Source organism: Polynucleobacter aenigmaticus (genome assembly GCF_002206635.1).
Classification (GTDB): Bacteria; Pseudomonadota; Gammaproteobacteria; order Burkholderiales; family Burkholderiaceae; genus Polynucleobacter; species Polynucleobacter aenigmaticus.
Genome location: NZ_NGUO01000024.1, coordinates 17,034 through 39,037 on the forward strand (window position 1 = coordinate 17,034; position 22,004 = coordinate 39,037).

The following is a 22,004-nucleotide window of genomic DNA, read 5'->3' on the forward strand; positions in this document are numbered from 1 at the left end:
CCAAAATAATTGAAAGAGATTTATGATTCAAACTTCTGAAAAAAAATTATCTGGGCCGATTATTCGCCTTCACCCAAACGATAATATTGTCGTTGCTCGAGTAGATGTTGCGATTGGTGAGCAAGTTCCAAGTGAGAATTTCACGAGTCGCAGTCAAGTTCCTGCAGGCTACAAAATTGCTGCGAAGAAAATTCTGAAGGGCGAGCCAATCTTAAAATACAACGTTACAGTTGGTTTTGCCAATACTGATATTGAGCCGGGCACTATGGTGCATAGTCATAACACCGAGTTTCGTGAATTTGATCGTGACTATGCCTATGCAAGCGAATACAAAGCCACCACCCTACTTCCAGAATCCGAGCGAGCTACTTTCCAAGGCTATGTGAGGGCCAACGGAAAAGTGGGAACACGCAATTTCATTGGCATTTTATCTACCGTCAATTGCTCAGCAACAGTAGTGAATAAAATTGCAGCGTGGTTTACGCCTGAAAGATTAAAAGATTTTCCAAACGTTGATGGTGTGGTCGCCTTTAGCCATGACATTGGTTGTGGCATGGAAATGAGTGGCGAGCCAATGCAACTGCTGCGCAGAACAATGGCAGGCTATGCTCAGCACCCTAACCTTGCTGCAGCACTCATCATTGGTCTGGGCTGCGAACGTAACCAACTCAAAGGTCTCATGGAACAGGAGGCCTTGCAGGAAAACTCCACCTTGCATACTTTTATCATGCAAGAAACTGGTGGTACGCGCAAAACTATTGAAGCCGGTATTGAAGCTGTTAAAGCCTTGCTCCCAGAGGCCAACAAAGCAAAACGTCAAACTGTCTCCGCAAGCTACCTCAGTGTTGGTTTGCAATGTGGCGGCTCAGATGGCTTTTCCTCCATTACTGCAAACCCAGCTTTAGGTGCCGCTATTGATATTTTGTCGCGCCACGGGGGCACAGGCATACTTTCCGAGACTCCAGAAATCTATGGAGTTGAGCACACCCTTACCCGCAGAGCTGCCACCAAAGAAATTGGAGAGAAACTCATTAAACGGATTCGCTGGTGGAAAGATGAATATTCTGTCGGCCGTGATGTACAAATCAATGGTCAAGTTAGCCCCGGCAATCAAATCGGTGGTCTTGCCAATATTTTTGAAAAGTCACTCGGCTCCTCTATGAAAGGTGGCACTGGGCCCCTGATGGAAGTGTATCGATATGCTGAACCGGTTACCGCCAAGGGTTTTGTGTTCATGGATACACCTGGCTTTGATCCTGTTTCAGCAACAGGTCAGATTGCTGGTGGTGCAAACCTTATTGCATTCACCACAGGTCGCGGCTCTATGTTTGGATCCAAGCCAGCGCCCTGCATCAAGCTTGCTACCAATACACCCATGTATGAACGCCTTACCGAGGATATGGATATCAATTGCGGAGAGATCTTGGATGGTACGGTTTCTGTTCAAGAAATGGGGCAACGTATATTTGAGCTATTCCTCAAGACTGCCTCTGGGGAACACTCAAAGAGTGAATTATTAGGCCTAGGGGATTATGAATTTGTACCTTGGCAAATTGGGGTCATGAGCTAAATTCACCCCCAAATCCATAGTAATCACCAGCGGGCAACTAGCCCGCTTTTTCTTTGCTAAAAAGTAGTTAGAAAGCACCACCAAGGATTGTAGAATTAAGCTTATTGATTTAATCAGGACTCCATCGGATTATGAAATTCAGGGATTACTACGAAACACTTGGTGTAGCACGGGGTGCTACCGAAGCTGAAATTAAAGCGGCCTACCGTAAGCTAGCCCGTAAATATCATCCAGACGTCAACAAAGAAGCTGGTGTAGAAGACCAGTTCAAGGAACTTGGTGAAGCTTACTCCGTCTTAAAAGATACCGAGAAGCGTGCTGCATACGACCGCATGGGTGCTAATTGGAAAAATGGTCAAGACTTTACTCCACCGCCTAACTGGAATGAAGGATTTGAGTATTCAGATGGTAACTTTGGTGGTGGTCATGGTGGATTTGGTGGTGGCTACGAAGGCGATCAAAGTGAATTCTTTGAATCACTCTTTGGCCAAGGCAGGCATCGACAAGGTGGGCGTGGTGGCAATCCCCGTCAAGGGATGGACTTTAAAGGTCAAGATCACCATGCCAAAATCTTGATTGATCTCGCTGATGCTTACAACGGTGCAAAACGGACTATTGCTCTTCATATGCCGACTCAAGATGCCAATGGTCACGTTAGCACTCAAGAGCGCAAACTTGATGTCAGCATTCCAAAGGGTATTAAGGCTGGTCAAAATTTACGTCTGGCTGGTCAAGGTGGTCCAGGGATGGGTGCAGGTGGTGCAGGCGACCTGTACCTCGAGATTGATTTTCACCCAAATCCTATTTATCGCGTAGATGGCAAAGATGTCTATCTGGATTTACCGCTCGCACCATGGGAAGCTGCACTGGGAACAACAGTCAACATCCCCACTCCCGCAGGCTCCACTCTCGAATTAAAGATTCCTGCTGGCACAGCAACAGGTCGCAAGATGAGACTCAAGGGAAAAGGTATCCCCAGCAAAGAGGCTGGTGACTTGTATGTGGTACCAAACATTGTTTTACCAAGCGCGGAAACCGATGCGCAAAAAGAAGCCTATCAAACCCTGGAAAAAGCTTTTGATTTCAAGCCCAGAACACACCTGAAGGGATGATGAACATGACACAAACACAAATCACCTGGATTGAAGGCACCATCGTAGAAGATGAAGTGCATATGAGTATTGTGGAAATCTCACAAGCTACGCGCGCACCAGAAGAACTCATTATGTCCTGGGTATCGGAAGGCGTTCTGAGTCCTGCCGGATCATCCCCTGAGGACTGGCGCTTTAGCGGCGATTCGCTCAAGCGTGCAAAAACTGCCGCTCACCTTACTCACGACCTAGAACTCAATACTCCGGGAGTGGCATTGGCACTTGATCTTCTGGATGAGATTACGCGCCTACGCAATCAATTGCTTTGCCAAAATTAAGATTAAGACGACGAGCAAAGACAATGCAGTTTTATTGAATTCATGTTTTTGGGTTTTTGTAGCGCGTTTAATCTGTTTATCAGATGACCGTTTGATTCGGTAAGACCGCTACTTTTGAAGATATCTCTAAGGGGCGTATTGACAGTCTCCACATCTGCGGTAAAACTCTAGTCGATACACCCCTTATGCTGAGAGCTAGCTCTCAACGAAGTATCAATATAAATGAATAACTCGCAAAAGTCAAGGGTTTACCCCAATATATTTCATCATTGCAGATCTGTGTAGGCAGGGCCTTAGTATTGTGTTTTAGCAATCTAGGATTAAACGCAAATGACCGCACTGCCCTGCATTGAAATTGAAACTACCCTAAATCCAAGCGCTTCTGTCATTTGGCTTCACGGACTGGGGGCTGATGGCAATGACTTTGTACCCATCATTCCACAACTACAACTTTCCGAGTGCCCTGCTATTCGATTTATTTTTCCAAGTGCACCGAGCATAGCCGTGACCGTGAATGGAGGCTATGTCATGCCCGCCTGGTATGACATCACTGGAAGAGATGTTAATGATCGCGAAGATCTTGGTGGCATTCACAAATCAGCAGCAGCGATCTCGGAGTTGATTGAGCGAGAAGCAAATCGAGGGATTGCCTACGACAACATTGTCTTGGCTGGATTCTCGCAGGGCTGCGCCATGTCGCTACAGGTGGGTCTGCGATTTCCGCATAGACTCGCAGGCATCATGGCTTTGTCAGGCTACCTGCCACTGGCTAAATCATTACCCCTTGAAAGAAGTGAAGCCAATTGTAAGACCCCTATTTTTATGGCACATGGAGTGTGGGATGCCGTGGTGATTCCAGAACGCGCGGAAGCTTCAGCTGATACTCTGGAAAAATTAGGCTATCAGGTGGACTGGAATACCTACCCAATGGAGCACTCTCTGCATCCAGACGAGCTAGCAGATATTTCAAGGTTTTTGACTATGGTGCTCAGCAAGTCATGAGCCATACTTCATTGGACTCATTCATAGATTCAGCGATGAGTGTAATTACCCCGCAAGGCTCAACACCCCTACAATAAGCAAATGTTCATACAAATTACAAACCTGATTCTTCAAGTCCTTGTTAGCATCATTGCGGGGGCCTGCCTTTTACGCTGCTACTTACAGTGGCTTGCATTTAATCTCGGGTCCGGTCAAAGCAAATCGATTGGCTCATATTTACTCCCCTTGACCAACTGGATCATTCTCCCGTTACGCCGCGTGATCCCCAGCATTGGTCGATTTGATACAGCCAGCCTTCTTGCTGCCTACTTTCTTGTTTTAGGAAAAATCATTGCGCAATCTTTGATGCTTGGGATTGACTCATCTATAGCACCTTGGCTGATCAATGCTTTTATTGACCTTCTGGATCTAGGTTTATCCGGATTGGTTGGGCTGGTTTTTGTGAGCGTAATTCTGTCTTGGATTGGCTCGGGTTCTCAAATTCAGTATTTGGTATCCCTTTTAGTGGAACCCATTCTCATCCCGATTCGGCGGGTAATGCCTAAGATGGGCGCACTTGATTTATCGCCACTAGCCCTATTGCTAGGCTTGCAAATACTTCAGATCATCTTAAATAATCTGAAGTAGATTGGCCATCAATTTTTAGAATTTAGCAAAGAGTGTTGTGTCATTGCAATCAAGGCTTCGCCTTCAAGCGCTATTGCATTGTTTATCACATTAAGACTCTGAGCGACTCAGCAAGAACTCCCAGCGTTGCAGCTTAATATCTAGATCAGCGGTAAGTTCTGATAAACGGGCTTGCATGCTTGCAGCTAGCTCAGGTTCATTTTTATAAAGATCTGGATTGCTCATTGCAATACCAATCTCAGCCTGTTCTGTCTCTAGCGCTTCAATTTGCAAAGGTAATGCCTCAAGCTCTTGACGCTCTTTACCATTGAGCTTTTGTGCGCCATTCTTTGCAACTACAGGCTTAGATTCAGTCTTGGACTCAGCCTTTACTTCTGGCTTAGATTCGGGCTTCTCAATAGCCTTGGCACTAGCATTGGCAGCGCGAATTTTGTCCGAACGTGCCTTTTGAATCTTCCAATCCTCGTAACCGCCCTCATACTCGCGCCAGAACCCATCACCCTCATTGGCAATGATGCTAGTAACTACGTTATCCAAGAAGTAACGATCATGACTGACTAAGAAAACAGTGCCCTTATAGTCTTGGAGCAATTGCTCTAGCAAATCGAGAGTATCAATGTCTAAGTCATTGGTCGGCTCATCTAGCACCAAGACGTTTGCAGGTCGGGCAAATAAACGCGCCAATAACAAGCGGTTTCGCTCACCACCGGACAAGGTGCTTACAGGTGAATTCGTACGCTCTGGTGAAAATAAGAAATCACTTAAGTAACTCTTCACGTGCTTCTTATTACCATTGATTTCGATCCACTCACTACCTGGGCTGATGTAATCTTCAAGCGAAGCATTGAGATCAAGGCCTTCGCGCATCTGATCAAAGTAGGCAACTTCAATGCGGGTTCCCATAGTTACCGTGCCAGAATCAGGTGCAATCGTTCCAAGTATTAATTTCAATAGAGTTGTCTTGCCGGCACCGTTGGGGCCTAACAAGCCCACCTTATCGCCACGTAAAATTGTTGCCGTGAAATCTTGCACAATCGGACGACCGTAAGATTTTGAGACATTCTGAAGATCAGCCACGATCTTGCCGCTTCTATCGCCAGCGGATACTGCCAGCTTGACCTGCCCAACTGCATCACGTCTTTGTGAACGGCTGGTTCGGAGATTTTCTAGGCGGGCAATACGCGCAACGCTACGAGTGCGCCTTGCCTCAACCCCTTTACGAATCCAGACCTCTTCTTGAGCAAGCAATTTATCTGCCCGAGCGTTTGCTAAAGACTCAGAATTCATTTCCTGATCTTTCAATACTTCATAGGCCGAAAAATTACCTGGGTAAGTACGCAAAATCCCGCGATCCAGCTCCACAATCTGTGTGCAGACGTTATCTAAGAAAGCGCGATCGTGGGTAACCAGAATCACAGACCCTTTGTATTCCTTTAATAAATCTTCCAACCAAGAGATCGAATCCAAATCCAAATGGTTGGTGGGCTCATCGAGCAACAATACGTCTGGCATCTCCACCAAAGCACGTGCCAGCGCAACGCGTTTCTTGGTACCACCAGAAAGGGTGCTAATTTTGAGATCAGCCTCCAAATGCAAGCGATCTAGGGTTTCGTAAACGCGCTGCTCCCAATTCCAGCCGCTCAGAGCCTCTAGTTGGGACTGCACTTGATCAAGGCGATGGTGAGAGGCATCATCCCACTCCCCCACACTCAGAGCCTCATACTCTTCACGTAAGGCTTTAGCCTGAGCAACACCTTTGGACACTGCATCAAAGACAGTTTCCTCAGCCTCGAATATCGGCTCTTGGGGAACATAGGCAATACGGAGGCCTTGCTGATATTGCAGCAAGCCATCATCCATTTTTTCTATGCCAGCCAAGATCTTCAATAAAGAAGATTTTCCAGTGCCATTACGGCCAATTAAGCCAACCCGCTCCCCAGATTCCAATGAGAAAGCCGCGTTTGCGAGGAGGTCAACGTGGCCAAAAGCCAGTTTTGCATCAGTGAGTACGATTAAAGCCATGGCCACATTATCGTCACTTCAGTCAAAGTGGTGATTTTTCCAATAAACATGGGATTGAGAAGTAGAATTTACTCAAGTAATATCCCAAATAAAGCGATAAATGACCTGTAAGCTCAGCCCCGCTGCACCACGACTTATCCTCTTTGCAGGCCATGCAGGCACAGGTAAAACTACCTTAGCCAAAAAAGCCTTACCCCTCATTATCGAGAGGACTGGCGAGGACTTTTTCCTTTTAGACAAAGATACGGTGTATGGGGCCTATAGCGCTCATGTCATGGAGCTCACCACCCATAATCCCAACGATCGAGATAGCCCTTTTTATCTCGAGAACCTGAGAGACTGGGAGTACGCCGGACTCATCGCAATTGCGAAAGAAAACCTTCAGCTGGGAGTTAACATCATCCTTGTAGGTCCGTTCTCTAGGGAGATCCAAAGCGGCAGAATGTTCAATCCAGAAGAGCTAGGAGTCCCAAGCGTATCGAGCATCAAAATTGCCTGGATAGATCTAGACGAGAATGAAGCCAAGCATCGCATGGAGAAACGCGCAGACCCCAGAGATGAATACAAACTCAAGCACTGGGATCAATATATCAAACGTAGAGTCGAGCCACCCAATCACACTGCAATACAGCGGTTTGATAATCAGAACTTTGATAACACTAAATTTGAGATGCTCATCAAGCACCTAACCCAATAAATTACAGGCAAAAAAATAGAGCCCCTTAGGGGCCCTATCTCAAAGACTAAGAACTATATTCTTAGAACTTGTAAGTCACGCCAACAGCTGGTGTCCATGGGCTCAAGTTAAGCTTACCAACACTTGCTCCAGTAGCAACACTACTTACATTGGTGCTCATCGCGATGTACTTAACATCCACGTTTAGACCCCAATTTTTATCAAGCATGTAGTCCATACCAACTTGACCAACAGCGCCAAAGCTTGAACTATCAACAGTGTATTGATTACCACCAAGCCATAAATTATTGCGGTTACTGAAGATGGTGTAGTTCACACCAGCACCAACGTAAGGCTTGAATGCCCCAAAATCTGTAAAGTGATATTGCAGTACCAGTGATGGAGGTAATGCCTTAACGGTACCAATGCTATTGGAACCAGCATTAATAGTTACTGTTTGCGGGTAAGTTAGCACCAACTCAGCAGCAATATTCTTGGTGAAGAAATAGCTCACATCAAATTCTGGAATCATTTGCTTGCGAGCTGTTATGTTTGTGGCCTGAACTGTCTCAGTCTGACCGTTTGTCCAATCCAAATAAGCCGCACGTACACGAACCATCCATGGGTTTTCTGCTGCTTGTGCTTGAGCGGCGATTGGTGCCAATGAAGCTACTGCTGCCATGGCTGCTACTAGAGTTTTAATTCGCATGATAGTTTCCCTTTTTTATTATCAATTTGATGACTCTATTTTCAAAGTGATACTGGGGTAGCAATTTGATGCAAATCAAATGCAATAGCTAATGAAATTTTTTATGGGCTTAAAAGCAACACTGTTTTTCTGAGTTTTTGATCTAGATCAAACTAACTCAATATGTGAAGGCTTTTTCCTTATAGAACCTTGGAATAAGTGCCCTTAGCCTGGGACTCTCTGAGGTGACGATCAAACGTCATGGCTACACGTCTTGCTAATAACCTGCCCTTGATCGGCACGACCATTGTGGTGCCCTGCCACTCTAGGAGGCCAGCCTCCTCTAGATGTTTAAGTTCTTCAATCTCCGTTTTGAAATAGCTTGGGAAGATAATTTGATGGGATTTGGCAAACTGATCGGTATCCAGAGCAAATTGACACATCAATTCACCGATTAACTCACGACGCAGTAAATCATCCTTATCCAATCGTAGACCCCGGAGCGTTGGTAGATGGCCATCATCAATCGCTGCATAGTATTCATCCAGAGTGCGGACGTTTTGAGAGTAACTATCGTCAACCTTCCCAATAGAAGAAATTCCAAAAGCCAAGAGATCGCACTCAGCTTGAGTTGAATACCCCTGAAAGTTCCGATGTAGCTTTCCTTCTCTTTGAGCAATCGCTAACTCATCATCCGGTTTGGCAAAGTGATCCATGCCAATAAACACGTAGCCAGCCTCACCCAATTTTTCAATCGTATTCGACAGAATGTCCAACTTATCCGCAGCGCCCGGTAAATCTGCCTCAGCAATTCTGCGCTGAGGTTTAAAGATGTGTGGCAAATGCGCATAGTTATATACAGAGAGCCGATCCGGACTCATCTTGAGCACTGTATCGACAGTTTCTTTAAAGGTCTCTGGGGTTTGTTTTGGTAGTCCGTAGATAAGATCTACGCTTCTCGATTTAAATCCATACTTTCTGGACCAATCCATCACCGCCTGGGTTTCTTCAATGGTTTGTACGCGATGCACTGCTTGCTGAACTTCTAAATTGAAGTCTTGCACTCCAAGGCTGATGCGGTTAAAACCCAGCTCGGCTAGCAAGGCGATATCAGCCTCAGTCACACGACGAGGATCAATCTCAATGGAATACTCGCCGCCAGAAAGTAAGTCAAAATGCTCGCGCGTGTGATGCATGAGCTCAATCATCTCTTCATGGGATAAAAATGTAGGGGTTCCGCCACCCCAGTGAAGTTGAGTCACAGGAATTTTTCCCTGCGCACCCATGGCAGCGCAAATCATCGCCATTTCTTTGGCAAGGTACTTGATGTACTTGGCGCTGCGTCCGTGGTCTTTTGTAATAATTTTGTTACAACCACAGTAGTAGCAAATATTGGGGCAAAACGGTATATGAAAATACAGCGATAGCGGCTCACTAACTTTGGCTACACGTTGTAATGCACCCAAGTAATCCGCCTCACCAAACTCACCATGAAAACGATCGGCACTTGGGTAAGAGGTATATCGCGGTCCATTGATATCGAACTTCTGCAATAGCTCTGGATGAAAAAGCACTTCTTTTTCATTTTGGGTGGGCACAGGAACTACAGGACTCATCAGAAGTCAGCTTATTGAATTATTGAGAAAGATAGTCAAGTGCAACTGCTTCCGCTACTTTAATCCCATCAACCCCAGCCGACAAGATTCCGCCCGCATAACCAGCGCCTTCGCCTGCAGGATACAAACCTTTGATATTCAGGCTCTGAAGGTTTGCACCTCTAGTTATGCGTAAAGGAGAGGATGTACGTGTCTCGACTCCGGTAAGCACCGCATCCTTCATTGAGAAGCCCTTAATCTGTTTCTCAAAAGCGGGGATAGCCTCCCGAATCGCTTCGATAGCATAAGGAGGCAAACAATCAGCGAGATCCGTGAGATGCACGCCCGGCTTATAGGACGGCATCACGCTACCGAACTCAGTAGATGCCTTGCCTAGCAAGAAGTCTCCGACCAATTGTCCTGGAGCTTCATAGGTCGACCCACCCAATTCATACGCCTTTGACTCCAGTGCGCGTTGAAACTCAATACCAGCTAAGGGGCCACCAGGATAGTCTTCAGGGGTAATTCCGACAACGATGCCAGCATTAGCATTACGCTCATTGCGCGAGTACTGACTCATGCCATTTGTCACCACACGGTTCGGTTCGGAAGTAGCGGCAACCACTGTGCCACCCGGGCACATACAGAAGCTATAGACCGCGCGACCATTCTTGGCATGGTGGATCAATTTGTAATCTGCCGCACCAATAAGTTCATTGCCAGCATGTGGCCCCAGACGAGCTTTATCAATCAAGGACTGTGGGTGCTCAATTCGAAAGCCTACAGAAAATGGTTTTGCTTCCATATAGACGCCGGCTACATGCAAGGCCTCAAAGGTATCGCGTGCACTATGACCTAAAGCTAGCACCACATGTTTAGCTGGTAGATCAGGCTGCCCTTCTATTTTGATGCCCATGATCTGATCATCCTGGATATCAAAGCCGATCGCCTTTTGTGAAAAACGAATTTCCCCACCAAGCTCGATAATTTCTTGGCGCATTTTTTCGACAACACCAACTAATCGGAAGGTGCCGATATGTGGCTTAGCAACATAACGAATTTCTTCTGGAGCACCAGCCTTAATAAATTCACTAATCACCTTGCGACCGTAAAACTTAGGATCTTTGATTTGGCTATAGAGCTTCCCATCAGAAAACGTACCTGCCCCGCCTTCACCAAATTGCACATTAGATTCTGGATTTAAAACATTCTTACGCCATAAACCCCAAGTATCTTGAGTCCGCTCACGTACTTTCTTGCCCCGCTCTAGCACGATCGGCTTAAAGCCCATCTGCGCTAACAGTAAGGCGGCAAAAATTCCGCAAGGCCCAAAACCAATTACTACAGGGCGCTCAAAAATTTCAGCCTTAACTTGGGTGGCATTTGCCACAAAATGGTAGCTCGTATCGGGAGATGGCCGCACATGCACATCATTTGCAAATCGCTTAAGCAATTTTTCTTCATCCTTCACCGACAAATCTACGGTGTAGATAAAGGCAAGGGCCACGTTTTTTCTAGCGTCATAGCTACGCTTAAAGACCTCAGTCTGAATCAAGTCTTCGGGCTTGAGATTCAGACGCTTCAAGATCGCCTCTTCCAATGCCTCGGGGGCATGGCTAATAGGTAGACGAAGTTCGGTAATACGGATCATGGGACTCTACGATACACAGTAAATTGGGACAATTTCCAAAATAATACTGGCAGAGGCAGATGGGCGCAGTTTAAAGGCGATAATACGCCATGGCTCTACGCGCAACTATCCACAAAGTCGACCTCCACGTCGCAGATTCTGACCGCCACTATTACGGAAGTCACTCCCTCACTATAGCCAAGCATCCTTCAGAAACTGAAGAACGGATGATGGTTCGCATTATTGCGTTTGCCCTGCAAGCCCAAGAAGATTTAGCCTTTACTAAAGGCTTAAGCAATACGGATGAACCAGATCTCTGGGTGAAAGACCTCACCGATGCCATTCAGCTCTGGATTGAAATTGGTCAGCCAGATGAGCGCCGTATCTTGAAAGCCTGCGGCCGTTCCGACCAAGTAATCGTCTATTGCTATGGCGGCCACACCAGCAAGATCTGGTGGGATGGGATTGCTAACAAGTTGACTCGTGCACGCAATCTCCAGGTGATTTCTATTCCAGCGGAGCAAGCTAAGGAGCTCAATAAGTTGGTAGAACGCAGCATGGTCCTGCATGTGAATATTCAAGATGGCGAAGCATATGTATCTTCAGATATGGGCCAAGTCACCATCACCCCAGAAATCTGGCGTAATCAGCAAGCATGAAGCTCGTAGTTTTAGACACCAATATCTTGCTAGATATTTTTGTCTTTAACGATGAAAGAGTGGTTGATTTAAAACAAGCGATTCTGGAACAAAGTATTCAAGTTGTGGCTAGTCAGAAAACACTTGAAGAATTAGCTGATGTCCTATCTCGCCCTCTCTTTAAGCTTGATGAGGAATCTCAAGCAGCCATTCTGGTCCAATGGAAGTCAATCGCACACCAAGTAGACGATTCCAACCTAGCGCCTGCACCCTGGAAATGCCAAGATGCCGATGATCAGATCTTTTTGGATCTAGCCTATCAACTTAGACCAGCGATACTCATTAGCAAAGACAATGCAGTACTCCAGATAGCCAGTCGAGCAGCCCCAGAACATATTCTGATTACCAGCGATTACAAGGCCTTCAAACCTTAGAATTCAAGCGCAAGCCTTTGGCTGCTTCAGCCGCAATCTCAAACGATCTCAAGCGCGCTTGATGATCAAAGATTTGGCCCGTGACAATAATTTCATTGGCGCCAGTTAAATCCAGCCAATGCTGCATCTCTTTTCTAACTGTCTGTAAGGACCCGACGGCCGAGCACCGCAAAGCGTTGGCAGCAGTTGCCTTTTCATGTGGCTCACAGAAATCATCTAGGCTATCGATTGGTGGCGGCAATTGCCCGCGAGTGTTGCGATGCATACGGATCACGTTTTGCTGCAAGGTGGTAAACAGATGGGCAGCCTCTTCGTCCGTATCAGCGGCTACGACATTCATCAAAAAAGCTGAATAGGGTTTAGCTAGCTTATCGGAAGGCTTAAACATTTCACGATAGGTGGACATTGCATCAAGCAATTGCTCAGGCGCAAAGTGTGAAGCAAAGGCGTAAGGCAGCCCAAAGTGGGCAGCCAATTGAGCGCCATATAAGCTAGAGCCCAAGATCCAAATGGGAACTTCAGTATCAGCGCCGGGAATAGCTCTTACCGCCTGCCCCTCTTGAATGGGGCCAAAATAGTGCTGCAGTTCTTGCACATCCTGCGGAAAGCGATCATCGCTTCCCATTAAATCTCGACGAAGGGCTCTGGCTGTCATTTGATCAGTGCCTGGGGCACGACCTAAGCCCAACTCGATACGGCCAGGATAGATCGATGCCAATGTTCCAAACTGCTCTGCAATGACTAATGGAGCATGATTTGGCAGCATTACACCACCCGAACCCACTCGAATCGTTTTTGTACCCGCTGCAATATAGCCAACCAAGACTGCGGTCGCCGAACTGGCGTTACCAGTCATATTGTGATGCTCCGCGACCCAATAGCGGGTATAGCCCCAAGCCTCTGCATGCTGCGCAACATCCAAAGAGTTCCGCAAGGCATCCGCAGCAGTAAATCCCTGAGGAATTGGAGATATATCTAGAATGGAGTACGGGACTGAATTAGTCATTCGTAGATCATACTGAGAAAGCACTTTTTTGACATGAGCAAACCAAAAATGGCAGACGCCGATGACGGCCTCTTTAAGCCGGGCAGTAAGTTAAGGCATATCAAGACCGGCGGCTTTTACAAGGTGGTATTGCTAGCCAATACCGAGTCAAGCTTGGAGCCAGCTTATGTCTATGAATCTTTGCAATCACATGATTTTTGGATTAGACCCAAAGTAGAGATGGAAGATGGTCGATTTGAATTAGTCGACGCCTAAGATAAAGATAAAGGATTTGAAATGACTGAAGATCGCATCACCAACCTTGAAATCAAGTTGAGCTTTACGGAAGATCTCATTGATCAACTCAATCAGACGGTCTACAAGCAACAGCAGCAAATTGAATTTCTATATCGAGAATTGAAATCCATTAAAGAGCAAGCCAGTGGCGAGGATGGTGCAGGTAGTAATAGCCCGAAAGATGAAGTTCCTCCTCACTATTGAAGCCTGATAATATTTAGCATCATTAACATAGTGAATTTAAATAAAAGGAGTTCATCATGGGTAACTTAGTACCATTCTTAGTCCAGTGGGGCTTAACCTCTTTATCCCTGTGGGTTGCCAGCTATCTGTTTAGCGGTCTACGTTTTGCAGATGGTGGATCACTACTGATCGCCGCCCTACTGCTTGGATTTGCGAATGCAGTTGTTAAGCCTTTATTAATCCTCTTTACCCTGCCGCTGACAGTCCTCACAATGGGATTGTTTTTACTGGTTGTGAATGCCTTGGTACTGATGCTGGTTTCCGCACTTGTGAGCGGCTTTACGATCTCCAGCTTCTGGACAGCTTTCTTTGCCAGCATCTTTATTTCTTTATTCAGCTTATTTATTAGCGGAATGCTGTTTTAAGAATTACTCCGCCCCAGGATAAATATCGGACCAGGGGTGGAGTGCTTCGCGGCATGGGTGACTTTTGGAAGTCATCGATCTAGCGTTTTCAGCCAGAAGAGTTGCACCCCCCGTCAAGATCCCCAGTCCAATCGAGACAGCGCTATTCACCACTCCAGCTTGATTGATGCCCGTCTTAGGATGCATCAGCGTTCCACCCATCTTTACCAGTCCAGCCAAATCTATGCCAGTAGTAAGACCTGATTTTTCCCGAGGATCAATCGTAAGGTTCACTGCTTCAGTTTTCAAGTTGATAGAACCCGCCAACACTACATCTAATCTATCAGTTTCAGCACCAACGGTATTGGCTATATTGATTTGCCCATTATCTATAGGTAGATAGGCAACTGCACACTCCAAAATCGTTTCAGTCGATTTTTTACGTAAGGGATTCATGGAGTCCAATAGAGTGACAGCAAAGTCACCGGCATCATTCAAAAAGTTGGAGCCCATTTTGGCCTGATTGATGCTTAACTGAATCTTGCCGCTGGAATTTCCCGCCATCTGATGAAGGCTTGATCCCGAAGCTTTCACATCAAAAGCCAGCTTCATATTACCCCCACCCACCTTTGAGCTTGGATCAATCCGAGCTAATAAATTTTCGAGCGTGAAATCTTTCGTCACCCCTTTAGCAAAGAGCAGGGGGCTGGCAGTATCAAGCTGAGAGAGCTTGATCTGGAGATCAGCGCTTCCCTTACCTAGCTGTAATGTCAAATGCGGAATATCAATTGCGCTGCCATTTAGTTGTACAGTGGCTTGCAGGTTTTCGATTGGTTTGCGCTTCGGTAAACCCAACTCAGCAATATCAATCACAATCTTCCCTTTGGCCTGAGGCAGTGCATCAAAAGGAATATTTTCATTGCTAAATAAATAGCTGGGCTGCTGTATTTTGGTCTGTTGCATCACCGGTGAATGCGGCTTAGCGCTATTATTAGCAGCTTGATGGGCTGGAGTGATTGCCCCCAAAGATGGCCAGTCAAATGTTTTTGCAGTTAGCGCTAAATCAATATTGGGCATGGCTTTGGGATTCTTATTCACCTCACCCTTGATCAGAATAGATTTGCCATTCAGAGTGAGATTGAGATCCAATGGGAAGTGGCTCGAAGCGACGTCCCACTGCTTTAGCAATCTGGAAATAGAACCCGTTTTACCACTGAGTTCCAAGACTTGCTCTTGAGTTTTCATACTCAGGGAGATGGAGGTTTTATCACCACTCTCCGCCAATACCAAACGCTTGATTTGATAGCTTGAAGCCGAGCTGAGAGCATTTTGATACTGAATCTGAGCGTCTAGTACAGAAATATTCCCCATGGAGATTAGGCTGTCACTAGCTGAAGAGGTGTCTACAGGCCCATCACCAGAGATGCCAGTGGCATTCGATGCTGCTGCATTCATGTCCCAGTTAGCCTTACCTGATGCATTTTTCTGCAAAAATAATTCCAGGCCACTGAGCTTCACGCTAGCAATTTCAATCCGCTTACTCAGAAGCGGGAGGGTTTTAATATCCAATTCAATGAGATTAAGGATCAGCATCTCAGGGGCAGTTGCCCATGGCGCATTACTTAGGCTTAAGCGCTCTGCTGAAACTGAAATTCTAGGGAAGAAACTTAAAGTTACCGGTCCAGCAATCTTTAAATCCCGCCCTGTAGCAGCCTTAACCGAGCTAGCAAGTACTTTTGTCAACTTTATTGGGTCGACTGCAGAGGCGGCATACCAAGTACCCACTCCACCTAATAAGATGAAGCTACCCAGAATGATCAAGATGATCTTTAGTCTTTTAGTCATTGTGATTTGATTCTAACTTTATAGACGCCCTGCTAGACTAAAATTAAGCCTTAGATAACTTACGCCAACTATTCCCCTATGAACACCACCGCCAATCCTCCTAAATGCCCAGCCTGCCAGGAGGATATGACCTACCCCGACGGCGAGAATTATGTTTGCGCTCAATGCGGCCATGAATGGCCAATAATCGCTTCCACGGAAGATGATGAGGGCGGGCTGATTGTGAAGGATGCCAACGGTAATTTATTAGCAGATGGCGACACCGTCACCCTCGTCAAGGACCTGAAGGTCAAGGGCTCCTCAACTACGCTTAAAGTGGGAACCAAAATTAAGGGGATTCGCCTAGTTGCAGGTGATCATGAGGTGGATTGCAAAACAGAAGCCGGTAATATGTTGCTCAAGGCCTGTTTTTTGAAGAAAGCCTAATGCCGAATAAAAAACCATCAGATCCAAATATCAAACCTGATGGCCTTAGATATTTAAGCGCTAGCCTTTTTCAGGACAGCGTAGATCTGGTCCTTTAGCAGTAACTTCTCTTTTTTCAAGGTTTCAATCTCCTCAGGGGTGCTCGGCTCAGCGTGGGCCTCCATTTTCTGAATCTTTTGATCCAGGTTGTTGTGCTTATCAAATAAATGAGAAAAGTGACGATCTGATGTTTTTAGCTTGGTAATTAACTCGCGGTATTCAGGGAACATAGATTCTCTTCAGGTTGAGGTTATTCATAACTACACCGCTCCAGTGTAGCAAGATGGGCACTAAATTCAAGCCACCCCATCTCATTAAAAGCATTTCTAAAGCTATCGAGCTTTCACCCTTGATATTGCAAGGTAAATCCCCATATAGGTATAAGTAAAAATAGATGGAAATTGAAGTAATATCGATTTGTGCTCCAAGCACATTAACTACCAAAAGGAAGGGTAATAGACCATGGCTACAAAGAAGTCACCAGCAAAAAAGAAAGTAGCTACTAAGGTGGTAAAAAAAGCCCCTGCAAAGAAAGCCGTTAAGAAAGTTGCCACAAAGACAGTGCCAGCTAAAAAGGCCGTAAAAAAGGTAGTGAAAAAACCAGTCGCTAAGAAGGTAGTCGCCAAGAAGGTGATTGCTAAAAAACCGGTAGCTAAGAAAGCGGTTAAAAAAGTTGTGGCCAAAAAACCTGCTCTAAAGAAAACTACCAAGAAGTCCCCTAAAGCAGCCGCACCAAAACAGCTAAAAGTAGATCAATACGGACTCGAGGAAGATGACGAGTTCTATGGCCTGTACTTTGCTAAATCAACCAAAAAGGGTTTAGTTGAAGTCAAGCCCTGCACCTTCTCATTGATGTATTGGTGGAAAGGCCTGCTTGGCTATCCTGACATGATTGAGATCTCCAAAGATAGCAATACAGCAATGTTGCAATTTGAGTCCACTTTTGGTGGCGGTGATTCTGGTGAAACAGAATTGACTGAAAAAGATGTGTTCGATGTTGACCACATCATTGAAGTTGATGAAGAAGAGCAGTTAGTTTCCCTCTACTCCTATGTACCGATCCCCGTTCCAGAAAAGCTCATTGGCGCATTAGGCCTATCTATTCTGAATATCAACCCAGAAACCCGTTATGGCAACTTAGAAATTTGCTCTACGGATAATGAAGATGGTCAGAATGAACACTTCCTGCGTTATCGTGCTGCCACCTACTTGCGCGGTGTGAAATCTGGCAAGGTTGAGGCGATTGAAAGCATGGTTACCAATGGCTCAGAATTCTTCGGCCTGGCTTTAGATGCAATGTGTGTGAATAAATCGATTAAGAAATGGTTGCTGAGCTAATCGCCAGCGATCAACTCAATCTAGATTAATAGGTATTACACACAAAAATGTAGGTCATAGGAAAGCGATCATTCACTGTTTTGCGAGTTTCAACAATAGTGGCATTTCGCTTTCCTAGTTTTTTTGCACTCCTCTACTGCGGCCGCCTGAGCCTCAGTATCTTTAGCGGATTTAGGGGCATGCACCCCAACCGTACCATCAGACTGTCGATAAACCCCAAACTCGCTTGGCGGCGTCGAGCACGCCAATAAAAGAACTCCTGCGGATAAAGCCAAAATGGATAGGCCAATTTTCATGACAGAGCTCTTCAATGGAGTGGACATGAATCCATTCTAGCTAATTTTATTTATAACCCACCCGGTCCAACAATCTTTGGGCAGCAATCTGGTTTTTACCAATGGCTGCTATCGATATGCTTTCTGCTTTAAATGGCCCTAACATTTTGAGCCCTTCATTTTCAATCTTGACTGACTTCACTACGGGCCACTCGTTATTGCCGTTGGCAAAATATTCTTGTGCTGAATCGCTGGCCAAGTATTCGATAAACTGTATTGCGGCTTGAGGATGAGGAGCGTTCTTGGCGACCCCTCCTCCAGCAATGTTAATGTGCGCGCCAGTAGTTTTCTGGTTAGGCCAAACGAATCCAATTTTTGAAACAATGGCCTGGTCTTCTGGCTTGGTCGAACGTAAAAGTCTGACTAAGTAGTAAGAATTGGTTAATGCAACGCCGCATTCACCAGAAGCAACTGCTTTAATTTGATCAGTATCACCACCTCTTGGTGGGCGAGACATGTTTGCCACCACTCCCTTAGCCCACACTTCGGTTGCGGCCTCACCGCGACGTTCAATCATCGAGCCAATGAGCGACAACATGTATGGATGAGCGCCTGAGCGCGTGCAAACCTGGCCTTTGTTAATTGGATCAGCCAACTTCTCATAAGTGTCCACATCCCGTGGACTTACTTTAGCTTTGTTGTAAACCACCAAGCGAGCCCTAGTAGAAAAACCAAACCAAGTTGACCCTTCTGGATCGGGTTTAGATCGTAAATTTTCCGGAATGCGGCTCTCTAAGTATTGAGAATGAATTGGTTTAAAGAAACCATCAATTTGTGCGCGCCACAATCTTGCTGCATCGACCATCAAAATAACGTCAGCAGGACTATTGACCCCCTCACTTTTTAATCTCTCACCCAGTGCATTGTCATCCGCCTCAATGCGATTAATTTTGATACCCGTTTTTTTAGTAAAGTCACTATAGAGCGCTTCATCCGTCTGGTAATGGCGGGCTGAATAAAGGTTTAACTCCTTGGACTCTTGGGCATGTAGTGATGGAGCTATCACACTGCTCAGCACTACTAGCGCATAAGTTCCGAGGAATTTTTGAACATACTGAATTGTCATTGCTGTATTTACGATCAGAATTAGAGTGAATCTAATTTATCACAAATACGAATGATTATCAATTAAGATTTAGCGATTACTCTGGAAAGTAGAAAAACAGGGAAAAGACCAACCAATACAATGGTCAAAGAAGGTAAAGCTAATTCTGCCAGCCGTTCATCAGCAGCCAATTGATAGGCTGCGACCGCCAAGGTATCAAAATTAAATGGGCGCAGTAACAGAGTTGCAGGCAGCTCCTTCATCACATCCACAAAGACAAATAACCCAGCAGTAATCAGACTACGTTTCAGTAGGGGAATATGCACTCGCTTGAGAATTTGCATCCTAGAGAGCCCAAGTAAAGCCGCTGATCCGTCCATGGATGGCGTGATGCGTGACAGTCCCGCCTCTACACTTTGAAGGCTGGAGGAAAGGAAGCGAACTAAATAGGCATAAACCAATACCAGCATACTGACCGACATCCACCAAGCCAAATGAAAGAATTCTAAGAAAGAAAGAATCCCGATCGCTAGCACAGCGCCTGGCAGCGCATAACCGAATCCCAGCAAGCGATTGACCCAGCTTAAGCGTGAATTCATCCTCACTGAGTAGGCAAAAAATACTGCAAGTACTACTGAGATCAAGGCAGTAAGAATAGAAACCAATAAAGAATTGCTTAGCCAATCTAAATAACGAATATCAATATTGAGACCCTGCTTAAATAGCAGCTGCAAAAGTGCAAAAGCTGGTAATAAAAAACCGCAAAGTAATGTGCCGCCACAAAACGCAAACGCAAAAATGGCAGCCCTGCCATGTAATGGCTTTGCTAGTGGCCTGCTCTGCGATGAGGATGCATAACGTAATTTTGAGCGACTGCTTTGCTCAATAAAAAAGATGAGTAACACAAAGCTTAAAAGGCCCAAGGCAAGCTGTACAGCCGCCACTCGGTCGCCAAAGGAAAGCCAAGCTTTAAAGATGCCTGTAGCGAAAGTCTGAATACCAAAGTAGGACACCGCACCAAAATCTGCCAAGACCTCCATGAGTGCCAAAGCCATACCAGCGAAGATCGCTGGTCTTGCCATAGGCAACACCAATTTCACAAATCCTTGCAGCGGGCTATAGCCCAGCGTCTCCGAAGCCTCAATGAGTCGACCGCTACGCTCTAGAAATGCGGTACGTGTAATGAGATAGACATAAGGAAAGAGACAGAATGAAAAGGACCAGATTGCACCACTCATGGATCTTGGATCTGGAAAAAACCATAAGGAGTCCATTCCAAGCAAGGTACGAAGCGCGCTCTGTATCGGGCCTGAGAATTGCAAGAGATCTACGAACAGATAGGCCATCACATAGGTAGGTACAGCCAGAGGGAGAATTAAAGCCCATTCAAATACCCTCTTACCAGGAAAGTCATAGCTCGCAACAATCCAAGCGTTGCCGACCCCAAGAATAAATACCCCCACTCCGACACCAAGAATGAGGACCAAGGTGGAGGAGATGTACCCTCCAAGCACAAAATTCCACAAATGGCTAAGAGTGCCGGTAGCCGAAAGATCGCCACCTGGAAATAGGAATGGCGCTGCCAAGCCAAAGAGGGGCAAAAATAACAACAGGGCAAGTGGCACCACAATACGATTCATCAACTCCGCAATCCGTTTAGACTCTAGCTACGTATTTAACCATTAGCTTCATTAGCATTAATGAGAAAATTATAGGGATGAACTCGACTCGCACACTACTTTCCATCAAAGAACTGGAGATTGACTATCCCAGTCGAGATGGTCGTGGTCGCGTCACGGCCGTGAAAGGCCTTAATCTCGAGCTAGCTCAAGGTGAGATTGGCTGTTTATTAGGCTCCTCAGGTTGCGGAAAATCCACTGTCTTGAGAGCTATTTGCGGATTTGAGCCAGTTAAAGCGGGTGAGATCCTACTGAGAGACAAGCTAGCAAGCTCCACCACCGTCCACCTCCAAACCAACCAAAGAAAAGTAGGCATGGTCTTCCAGGACTTTGCCCTGTTTCCACATCTAAACGTTTTAGAGAACATTGCCTTCGGCTTGCAACACCTCCCAAGCAATCAAAGATCCTCAGTAGCCATGGAATGGCTTAAGAGAGTGTCGCTCTCAGATAAGTCTGATGCTTACCCCCATGAGCTCAGTGGCGGCCAACAGCAACGTGTGGCACTTGCAAGGGCAATGGCTCCAGAGCCTGATTTAATTCTGCTTGATGAGCCGTTCTCCAGTTTAGATATTGAACTTAGAGAGCGACTTGCTGGTGAAATGCGCGAAATTCTCAAGGCAAATAACATCACTGCCCTGCTAGTAACTCACGATCAATTTGAGGCCTTTGCTATTGCCGACAAAGTAGGCGTAATGACGGACGGAAAAGTGCTTCAGTGGGATGTGCCATATGAGCTCTATCACAAACCAGCCAATCGCTATATCGCCGACTTTATTGGGCGTGGCGTCTTTGTTAAAGGCATTGTTCTACCCGGAAACAAAGTGAAGATTGAGCTTGGTGAACTCGAGTTAGATCATGATCACTCCAAAGATATTGGCAAAGAAATTGATGTTTTGTTACGTGCCGATGATATTCAACATGATGACCATAGCGCCATGCAAGCAGAGGTCGTGCGCAAGACCTTTAGGGGTGCAGACTTTCTATACACCCTCAAATTAGCATCTGGTGTTGAGATTTTTGCATTTGTTCCAAGCCATCACGATCATGCTATTGGCGAAAAAATAGGCATTCACTTGGTGGCTGATCACGTGGTTACCTTTAGAGATTAGCCGCCATC

Annotated in this window: 24 protein-coding genes; 14 read left to right on the plus strand and 10 right to left on the minus strand. The window is 45.9% G+C overall.

The window, feature by feature from the left end:
• The first annotated feature begins 22 nt into the window (after positions 1 to 22).
• The 5 genes from CBI30_RS10635 (at position 23) to CBI30_RS10655 (ending at position 4,628) form a co-directional block, all read left to right on the plus strand.
• A complete protein-coding gene (locus CBI30_RS10635) occupies positions 23 to 1,570 on the plus strand; it encodes a UxaA family hydrolase (RefSeq protein ID WP_088528271.1) in 1,548 nt (515 codons plus the stop codon).
• Positions 1,571 to 1,701: 131 nt separating this feature from the next.
• On the plus strand, positions 1,702 to 2,682 hold the full coding sequence (locus tag CBI30_RS10640; protein WP_088528272.1) for a DnaJ C-terminal domain-containing protein: 981 nt from the start codon (positions 1,702 to 1,704) through the stop codon (positions 2,680 to 2,682).
• A gap of 5 nt (positions 2,683 to 2,687) precedes the next feature.
• The gene (locus CBI30_RS10645; RefSeq protein WP_088528298.1) at positions 2,688 to 2,999 is read left to right on the plus strand and encodes a chaperone modulator CbpM; all 312 of its coding nucleotides are present in this window, start codon (positions 2,688 to 2,690) and stop codon (positions 2,997 to 2,999) included.
• A gap of 330 nt (positions 3,000 to 3,329) precedes the next feature.
• Positions 3,330 to 4,001 carry an alpha/beta hydrolase gene (locus CBI30_RS10650; protein ID WP_088528273.1) on the plus strand — a complete coding sequence of 224 codons (672 nt, stop codon included), beginning with the start codon at positions 3,330 to 3,332 and terminating at the stop codon, positions 3,999 to 4,001.
• Between the two features lie 81 nt (positions 4,002 to 4,082).
• Positions 4,083 to 4,628, plus strand: a complete 546-nt coding sequence (locus CBI30_RS10655) for a YggT family protein (RefSeq protein ID WP_088528274.1) — start codon at positions 4,083 to 4,085, stop codon at positions 4,626 to 4,628.
• A gap of 90 nt (positions 4,629 to 4,718) precedes the next feature.
• On the opposite strand, the gene CBI30_RS10660 is transcribed toward CBI30_RS10655, so the two are convergent.
• Positions 4,719 to 6,650, minus strand: a complete 1,932-nt coding sequence (locus tag CBI30_RS10660; protein ID WP_088528299.1) for an ATP-binding cassette domain-containing protein — start codon at positions 6,648 to 6,650, stop codon at positions 4,719 to 4,721.
• A gap of 100 nt (positions 6,651 to 6,750) precedes the next feature.
• On the opposite strand from CBI30_RS10660, the gene CBI30_RS10665 reads away from it, so the two are divergent.
• Positions 6,751 to 7,347, plus strand: a complete 597-nt coding sequence (locus tag CBI30_RS10665; RefSeq protein WP_088528275.1) for a P-loop nucleotide/nucleoside kinase family protein — start codon at positions 6,751 to 6,753, stop codon at positions 7,345 to 7,347.
• Positions 7,348 to 7,408: 61 nt separating this feature from the next.
• Here the strand turns inward: CBI30_RS10665 and CBI30_RS10670 are convergent, their stop codons facing one another.
• The 3 genes from CBI30_RS10670 to CBI30_RS10680 all read right to left on the minus strand — a co-directional run bounded on the left by CBI30_RS10670 (position 7,409) and on the right by CBI30_RS10680 (position 11,260).
• On the minus strand, positions 7,409 to 8,035 hold the full coding sequence (locus CBI30_RS10670; RefSeq protein ID WP_088528276.1) for an OmpW/AlkL family protein: 627 nt from the start codon (positions 8,033 to 8,035) through the stop codon (positions 7,409 to 7,411).
• A 179-nt stretch (positions 8,036 to 8,214) separates the two neighbouring features.
• Positions 8,215 to 9,630 (minus strand): oxygen-independent coproporphyrinogen III oxidase, encoded by a 1,416-nt coding sequence (hemN, locus tag CBI30_RS10675; RefSeq protein WP_088528277.1) that lies wholly within the window; start codon positions 9,628 to 9,630, stop codon positions 8,215 to 8,217.
• Between the two features lie 19 nt (positions 9,631 to 9,649).
• A complete protein-coding gene (locus tag CBI30_RS10680; protein ID WP_088528278.1) occupies positions 9,650 to 11,260 on the minus strand; it encodes an NAD(P)/FAD-dependent oxidoreductase in 1,611 nt (536 codons plus the stop codon).
• A gap of 89 nt (positions 11,261 to 11,349) precedes the next feature.
• Between CBI30_RS10680 and CBI30_RS10685 the strand changes: the two genes are divergently transcribed.
• A complete protein-coding gene (locus CBI30_RS10685) occupies positions 11,350 to 11,898 on the plus strand; it encodes a YaeQ family protein (RefSeq protein ID WP_088528279.1) in 549 nt (182 codons plus the stop codon).
• Positions 11,895 to 12,311 carry a putative toxin-antitoxin system toxin component, PIN family gene (locus CBI30_RS10690; protein WP_088528280.1) on the plus strand — a complete coding sequence of 139 codons (417 nt, stop codon included), beginning with the start codon at positions 11,895 to 11,897 and terminating at the stop codon, positions 12,309 to 12,311. Before CBI30_RS10685 ends, CBI30_RS10690 begins: the two co-directional genes overlap by 4 nt.
• On the opposite strand, the gene CBI30_RS10695 is transcribed toward CBI30_RS10690, so the two are convergent.
• On the minus strand, positions 12,301 to 13,317 hold the full coding sequence (locus CBI30_RS10695) for an LLM class flavin-dependent oxidoreductase (protein ID WP_088528281.1): 1,017 nt from the start codon (positions 13,315 to 13,317) through the stop codon (positions 12,301 to 12,303). The two genes, CBI30_RS10690 and CBI30_RS10695, sit on opposite strands and share 11 nt — an antisense overlap.
• Before the next feature lie 33 nt (positions 13,318 to 13,350).
• On the opposite strand from CBI30_RS10695, the gene CBI30_RS10700 reads away from it, so the two are divergent.
• The 3 genes from CBI30_RS10700 to CBI30_RS10710 are packed head-to-tail and all read left to right on the plus strand — an operon-like array spanning position 13,351 to position 14,201.
• Positions 13,351 to 13,572 (plus strand): hypothetical protein, encoded by a 222-nt coding sequence (locus CBI30_RS10700; protein ID WP_088528282.1) that lies wholly within the window; start codon positions 13,351 to 13,353, stop codon positions 13,570 to 13,572.
• Between the two features lie 21 nt (positions 13,573 to 13,593).
• Positions 13,594 to 13,797, plus strand: a complete 204-nt coding sequence (locus CBI30_RS10705; protein ID WP_088528283.1) for a SlyX family protein — start codon at positions 13,594 to 13,596, stop codon at positions 13,795 to 13,797.
• A gap of 53 nt (positions 13,798 to 13,850) precedes the next feature.
• Entirely contained in the window at positions 13,851 to 14,201 is a 351-nt protein-coding gene (locus tag CBI30_RS10710) for a phage holin family protein (RefSeq protein ID WP_088528284.1), read from the plus strand.
• 3 nt (positions 14,202 to 14,204) lie between these two features.
• On the opposite strand, the gene CBI30_RS10715 is transcribed toward CBI30_RS10710, so the two are convergent.
• Positions 14,205 to 16,025 (minus strand): AsmA family protein, encoded by a 1,821-nt coding sequence (locus tag CBI30_RS10715; protein WP_088528285.1) that lies wholly within the window; start codon positions 16,023 to 16,025, stop codon positions 14,205 to 14,207.
• A 78-nt stretch (positions 16,026 to 16,103) separates the two neighbouring features.
• Between CBI30_RS10715 and CBI30_RS10720 the strand changes: the two genes are divergently transcribed.
• Positions 16,104 to 16,451 (plus strand): zinc ribbon domain-containing protein YjdM, encoded by a 348-nt coding sequence (locus tag CBI30_RS10720; protein ID WP_088528286.1) that lies wholly within the window; start codon positions 16,104 to 16,106, stop codon positions 16,449 to 16,451.
• A gap of 53 nt (positions 16,452 to 16,504) precedes the next feature.
• Here CBI30_RS10720 and CBI30_RS10725 read toward each other — a convergent pair whose 3' ends face one another.
• Positions 16,505 to 16,720 carry an HP1242/YdcH family protein gene (locus CBI30_RS10725; protein WP_088528287.1) on the minus strand — a complete coding sequence of 72 codons (216 nt, stop codon included), beginning with the start codon at positions 16,718 to 16,720 and terminating at the stop codon, positions 16,505 to 16,507.
• Between the two features lie 232 nt (positions 16,721 to 16,952).
• Between CBI30_RS10725 and CBI30_RS10730 the strand changes: the two genes are divergently transcribed.
• Complete coding sequence (locus tag CBI30_RS10730; RefSeq protein ID WP_088528288.1) at positions 16,953 to 17,828, plus strand: hypothetical protein; 876 nt, start codon at positions 16,953 to 16,955, stop codon at positions 17,826 to 17,828.
• 89 nt (positions 17,829 to 17,917) lie between these two features.
• On the opposite strand, the gene CBI30_RS10735 is transcribed toward CBI30_RS10730, so the two are convergent.
• The 3 genes from CBI30_RS10735 to CBI30_RS10745 form a co-directional block, all read right to left on the minus strand.
• Positions 17,918 to 18,151: a hypothetical protein gene (locus CBI30_RS10735; protein WP_240553578.1), complete on the minus strand. Its 234-nt coding sequence runs from the start codon at positions 18,149 to 18,151 to the stop codon at positions 17,918 to 17,920.
• A 19-nt stretch (positions 18,152 to 18,170) separates the two neighbouring features.
• Positions 18,171 to 19,229 (minus strand): extracellular solute-binding protein, encoded by a 1,059-nt coding sequence (locus tag CBI30_RS10740; RefSeq protein WP_088528289.1) that lies wholly within the window; start codon positions 19,227 to 19,229, stop codon positions 18,171 to 18,173.
• Positions 19,230 to 19,291: 62 nt separating this feature from the next.
• Positions 19,292 to 20,848: an ABC transporter permease gene (locus CBI30_RS10745; protein WP_088528290.1), complete on the minus strand. Its 1,557-nt coding sequence runs from the start codon at positions 20,846 to 20,848 to the stop codon at positions 19,292 to 19,294.
• Positions 20,849 to 20,925: 77 nt separating this feature from the next.
• Here CBI30_RS10745 and CBI30_RS10750 point away from each other — a divergent pair, with 77 nt between their 5' ends.
• On the plus strand, positions 20,926 to 21,996 hold the full coding sequence (locus CBI30_RS10750; RefSeq protein ID WP_088528291.1) for an ABC transporter ATP-binding protein: 1,071 nt from the start codon (positions 20,926 to 20,928) through the stop codon (positions 21,994 to 21,996).
• Positions 21,997 to 22,004 lie beyond the last annotated feature (8 nt).

Excerpts from the sequence above, each read along its gene's own strand:
- CBI30_RS10635 (WP_088528271.1), top strand. The coding sequence starts at position 23 with ATGATTCAAACTTCTGAAAAAAAATTATCTGGGCCGATTATTCGCCTT.
- CBI30_RS10640 (WP_088528272.1), top strand. The coding sequence starts at position 1,702 with ATGAAATTCAGGGATTACTACGAAACACTTGGTGTAGCACGGGGTGCT.
- CBI30_RS10645 (WP_088528298.1), top strand. The coding sequence starts at position 2,688 with ATGACACAAACACAAATCACCTGGATTGAAGGCACCATCGTAGAAGAT.
- CBI30_RS10650 (WP_088528273.1), top strand. The coding sequence starts at position 3,330 with ATGACCGCACTGCCCTGCATTGAAATTGAAACTACCCTAAATCCAAGC.
- CBI30_RS10655 (WP_088528274.1), top strand. The coding sequence starts at position 4,083 with ATGTTCATACAAATTACAAACCTGATTCTTCAAGTCCTTGTTAGCATC.
- CBI30_RS10660 (WP_088528299.1), bottom strand. The coding sequence starts at position 6,650 with ATGGCTTTAATCGTACTCACTGATGCAAAACTGGCTTTTGGCCACGTT.
- CBI30_RS10665 (WP_088528275.1), top strand. The coding sequence starts at position 6,751 with ATGACCTGTAAGCTCAGCCCCGCTGCACCACGACTTATCCTCTTTGCA.
- CBI30_RS10670 (WP_088528276.1), bottom strand. The coding sequence starts at position 8,035 with ATGCGAATTAAAACTCTAGTAGCAGCCATGGCAGCAGTAGCTTCATTG.
- hemN (WP_088528277.1), bottom strand. The coding sequence starts at position 9,630 with ATGAGTCCTGTAGTTCCTGTGCCCACCCAAAATGAAAAAGAAGTGCTT.
- CBI30_RS10680 (WP_088528278.1), bottom strand. The coding sequence starts at position 11,260 with ATGATCCGTATTACCGAACTTCGTCTACCTATTAGCCATGCCCCCGAG.
- CBI30_RS10685 (WP_088528279.1), top strand. The coding sequence starts at position 11,350 with ATGGCTCTACGCGCAACTATCCACAAAGTCGACCTCCACGTCGCAGAT.
- CBI30_RS10690 (WP_088528280.1), top strand. The coding sequence starts at position 11,895 with ATGAAGCTCGTAGTTTTAGACACCAATATCTTGCTAGATATTTTTGTC.
- CBI30_RS10695 (WP_088528281.1), bottom strand. The coding sequence starts at position 13,317 with ATGACTAATTCAGTCCCGTACTCCATTCTAGATATATCTCCAATTCCT.
- CBI30_RS10700 (WP_088528282.1), top strand. The coding sequence starts at position 13,351 with ATGAGCAAACCAAAAATGGCAGACGCCGATGACGGCCTCTTTAAGCCG.
- CBI30_RS10705 (WP_088528283.1), top strand. The coding sequence starts at position 13,594 with ATGACTGAAGATCGCATCACCAACCTTGAAATCAAGTTGAGCTTTACG.
- CBI30_RS10715 (WP_088528285.1), bottom strand. The coding sequence starts at position 16,025 with ATGACTAAAAGACTAAAGATCATCTTGATCATTCTGGGTAGCTTCATC.
- CBI30_RS10720 (WP_088528286.1), top strand. The coding sequence starts at position 16,104 with ATGAACACCACCGCCAATCCTCCTAAATGCCCAGCCTGCCAGGAGGAT.
- CBI30_RS10725 (WP_088528287.1), bottom strand. The coding sequence starts at position 16,720 with ATGTTCCCTGAATACCGCGAGTTAATTACCAAGCTAAAAACATCAGAT.
- CBI30_RS10730 (WP_088528288.1), top strand. The coding sequence starts at position 16,953 with ATGGCTACAAAGAAGTCACCAGCAAAAAAGAAAGTAGCTACTAAGGTG.
- CBI30_RS10735 (WP_240553578.1), bottom strand. The coding sequence starts at position 18,151 with ATGTCCACTCCATTGAAGAGCTCTGTCATGAAAATTGGCCTATCCATT.
- CBI30_RS10740 (WP_088528289.1), bottom strand. The coding sequence starts at position 19,229 with ATGACAATTCAGTATGTTCAAAAATTCCTCGGAACTTATGCGCTAGTA.
- CBI30_RS10745 (WP_088528290.1), bottom strand. The coding sequence starts at position 20,848 with ATGAATCGTATTGTGGTGCCACTTGCCCTGTTGTTATTTTTGCCCCTC.
- CBI30_RS10750 (WP_088528291.1), top strand. The coding sequence starts at position 20,926 with ATGAACTCGACTCGCACACTACTTTCCATCAAAGAACTGGAGATTGAC.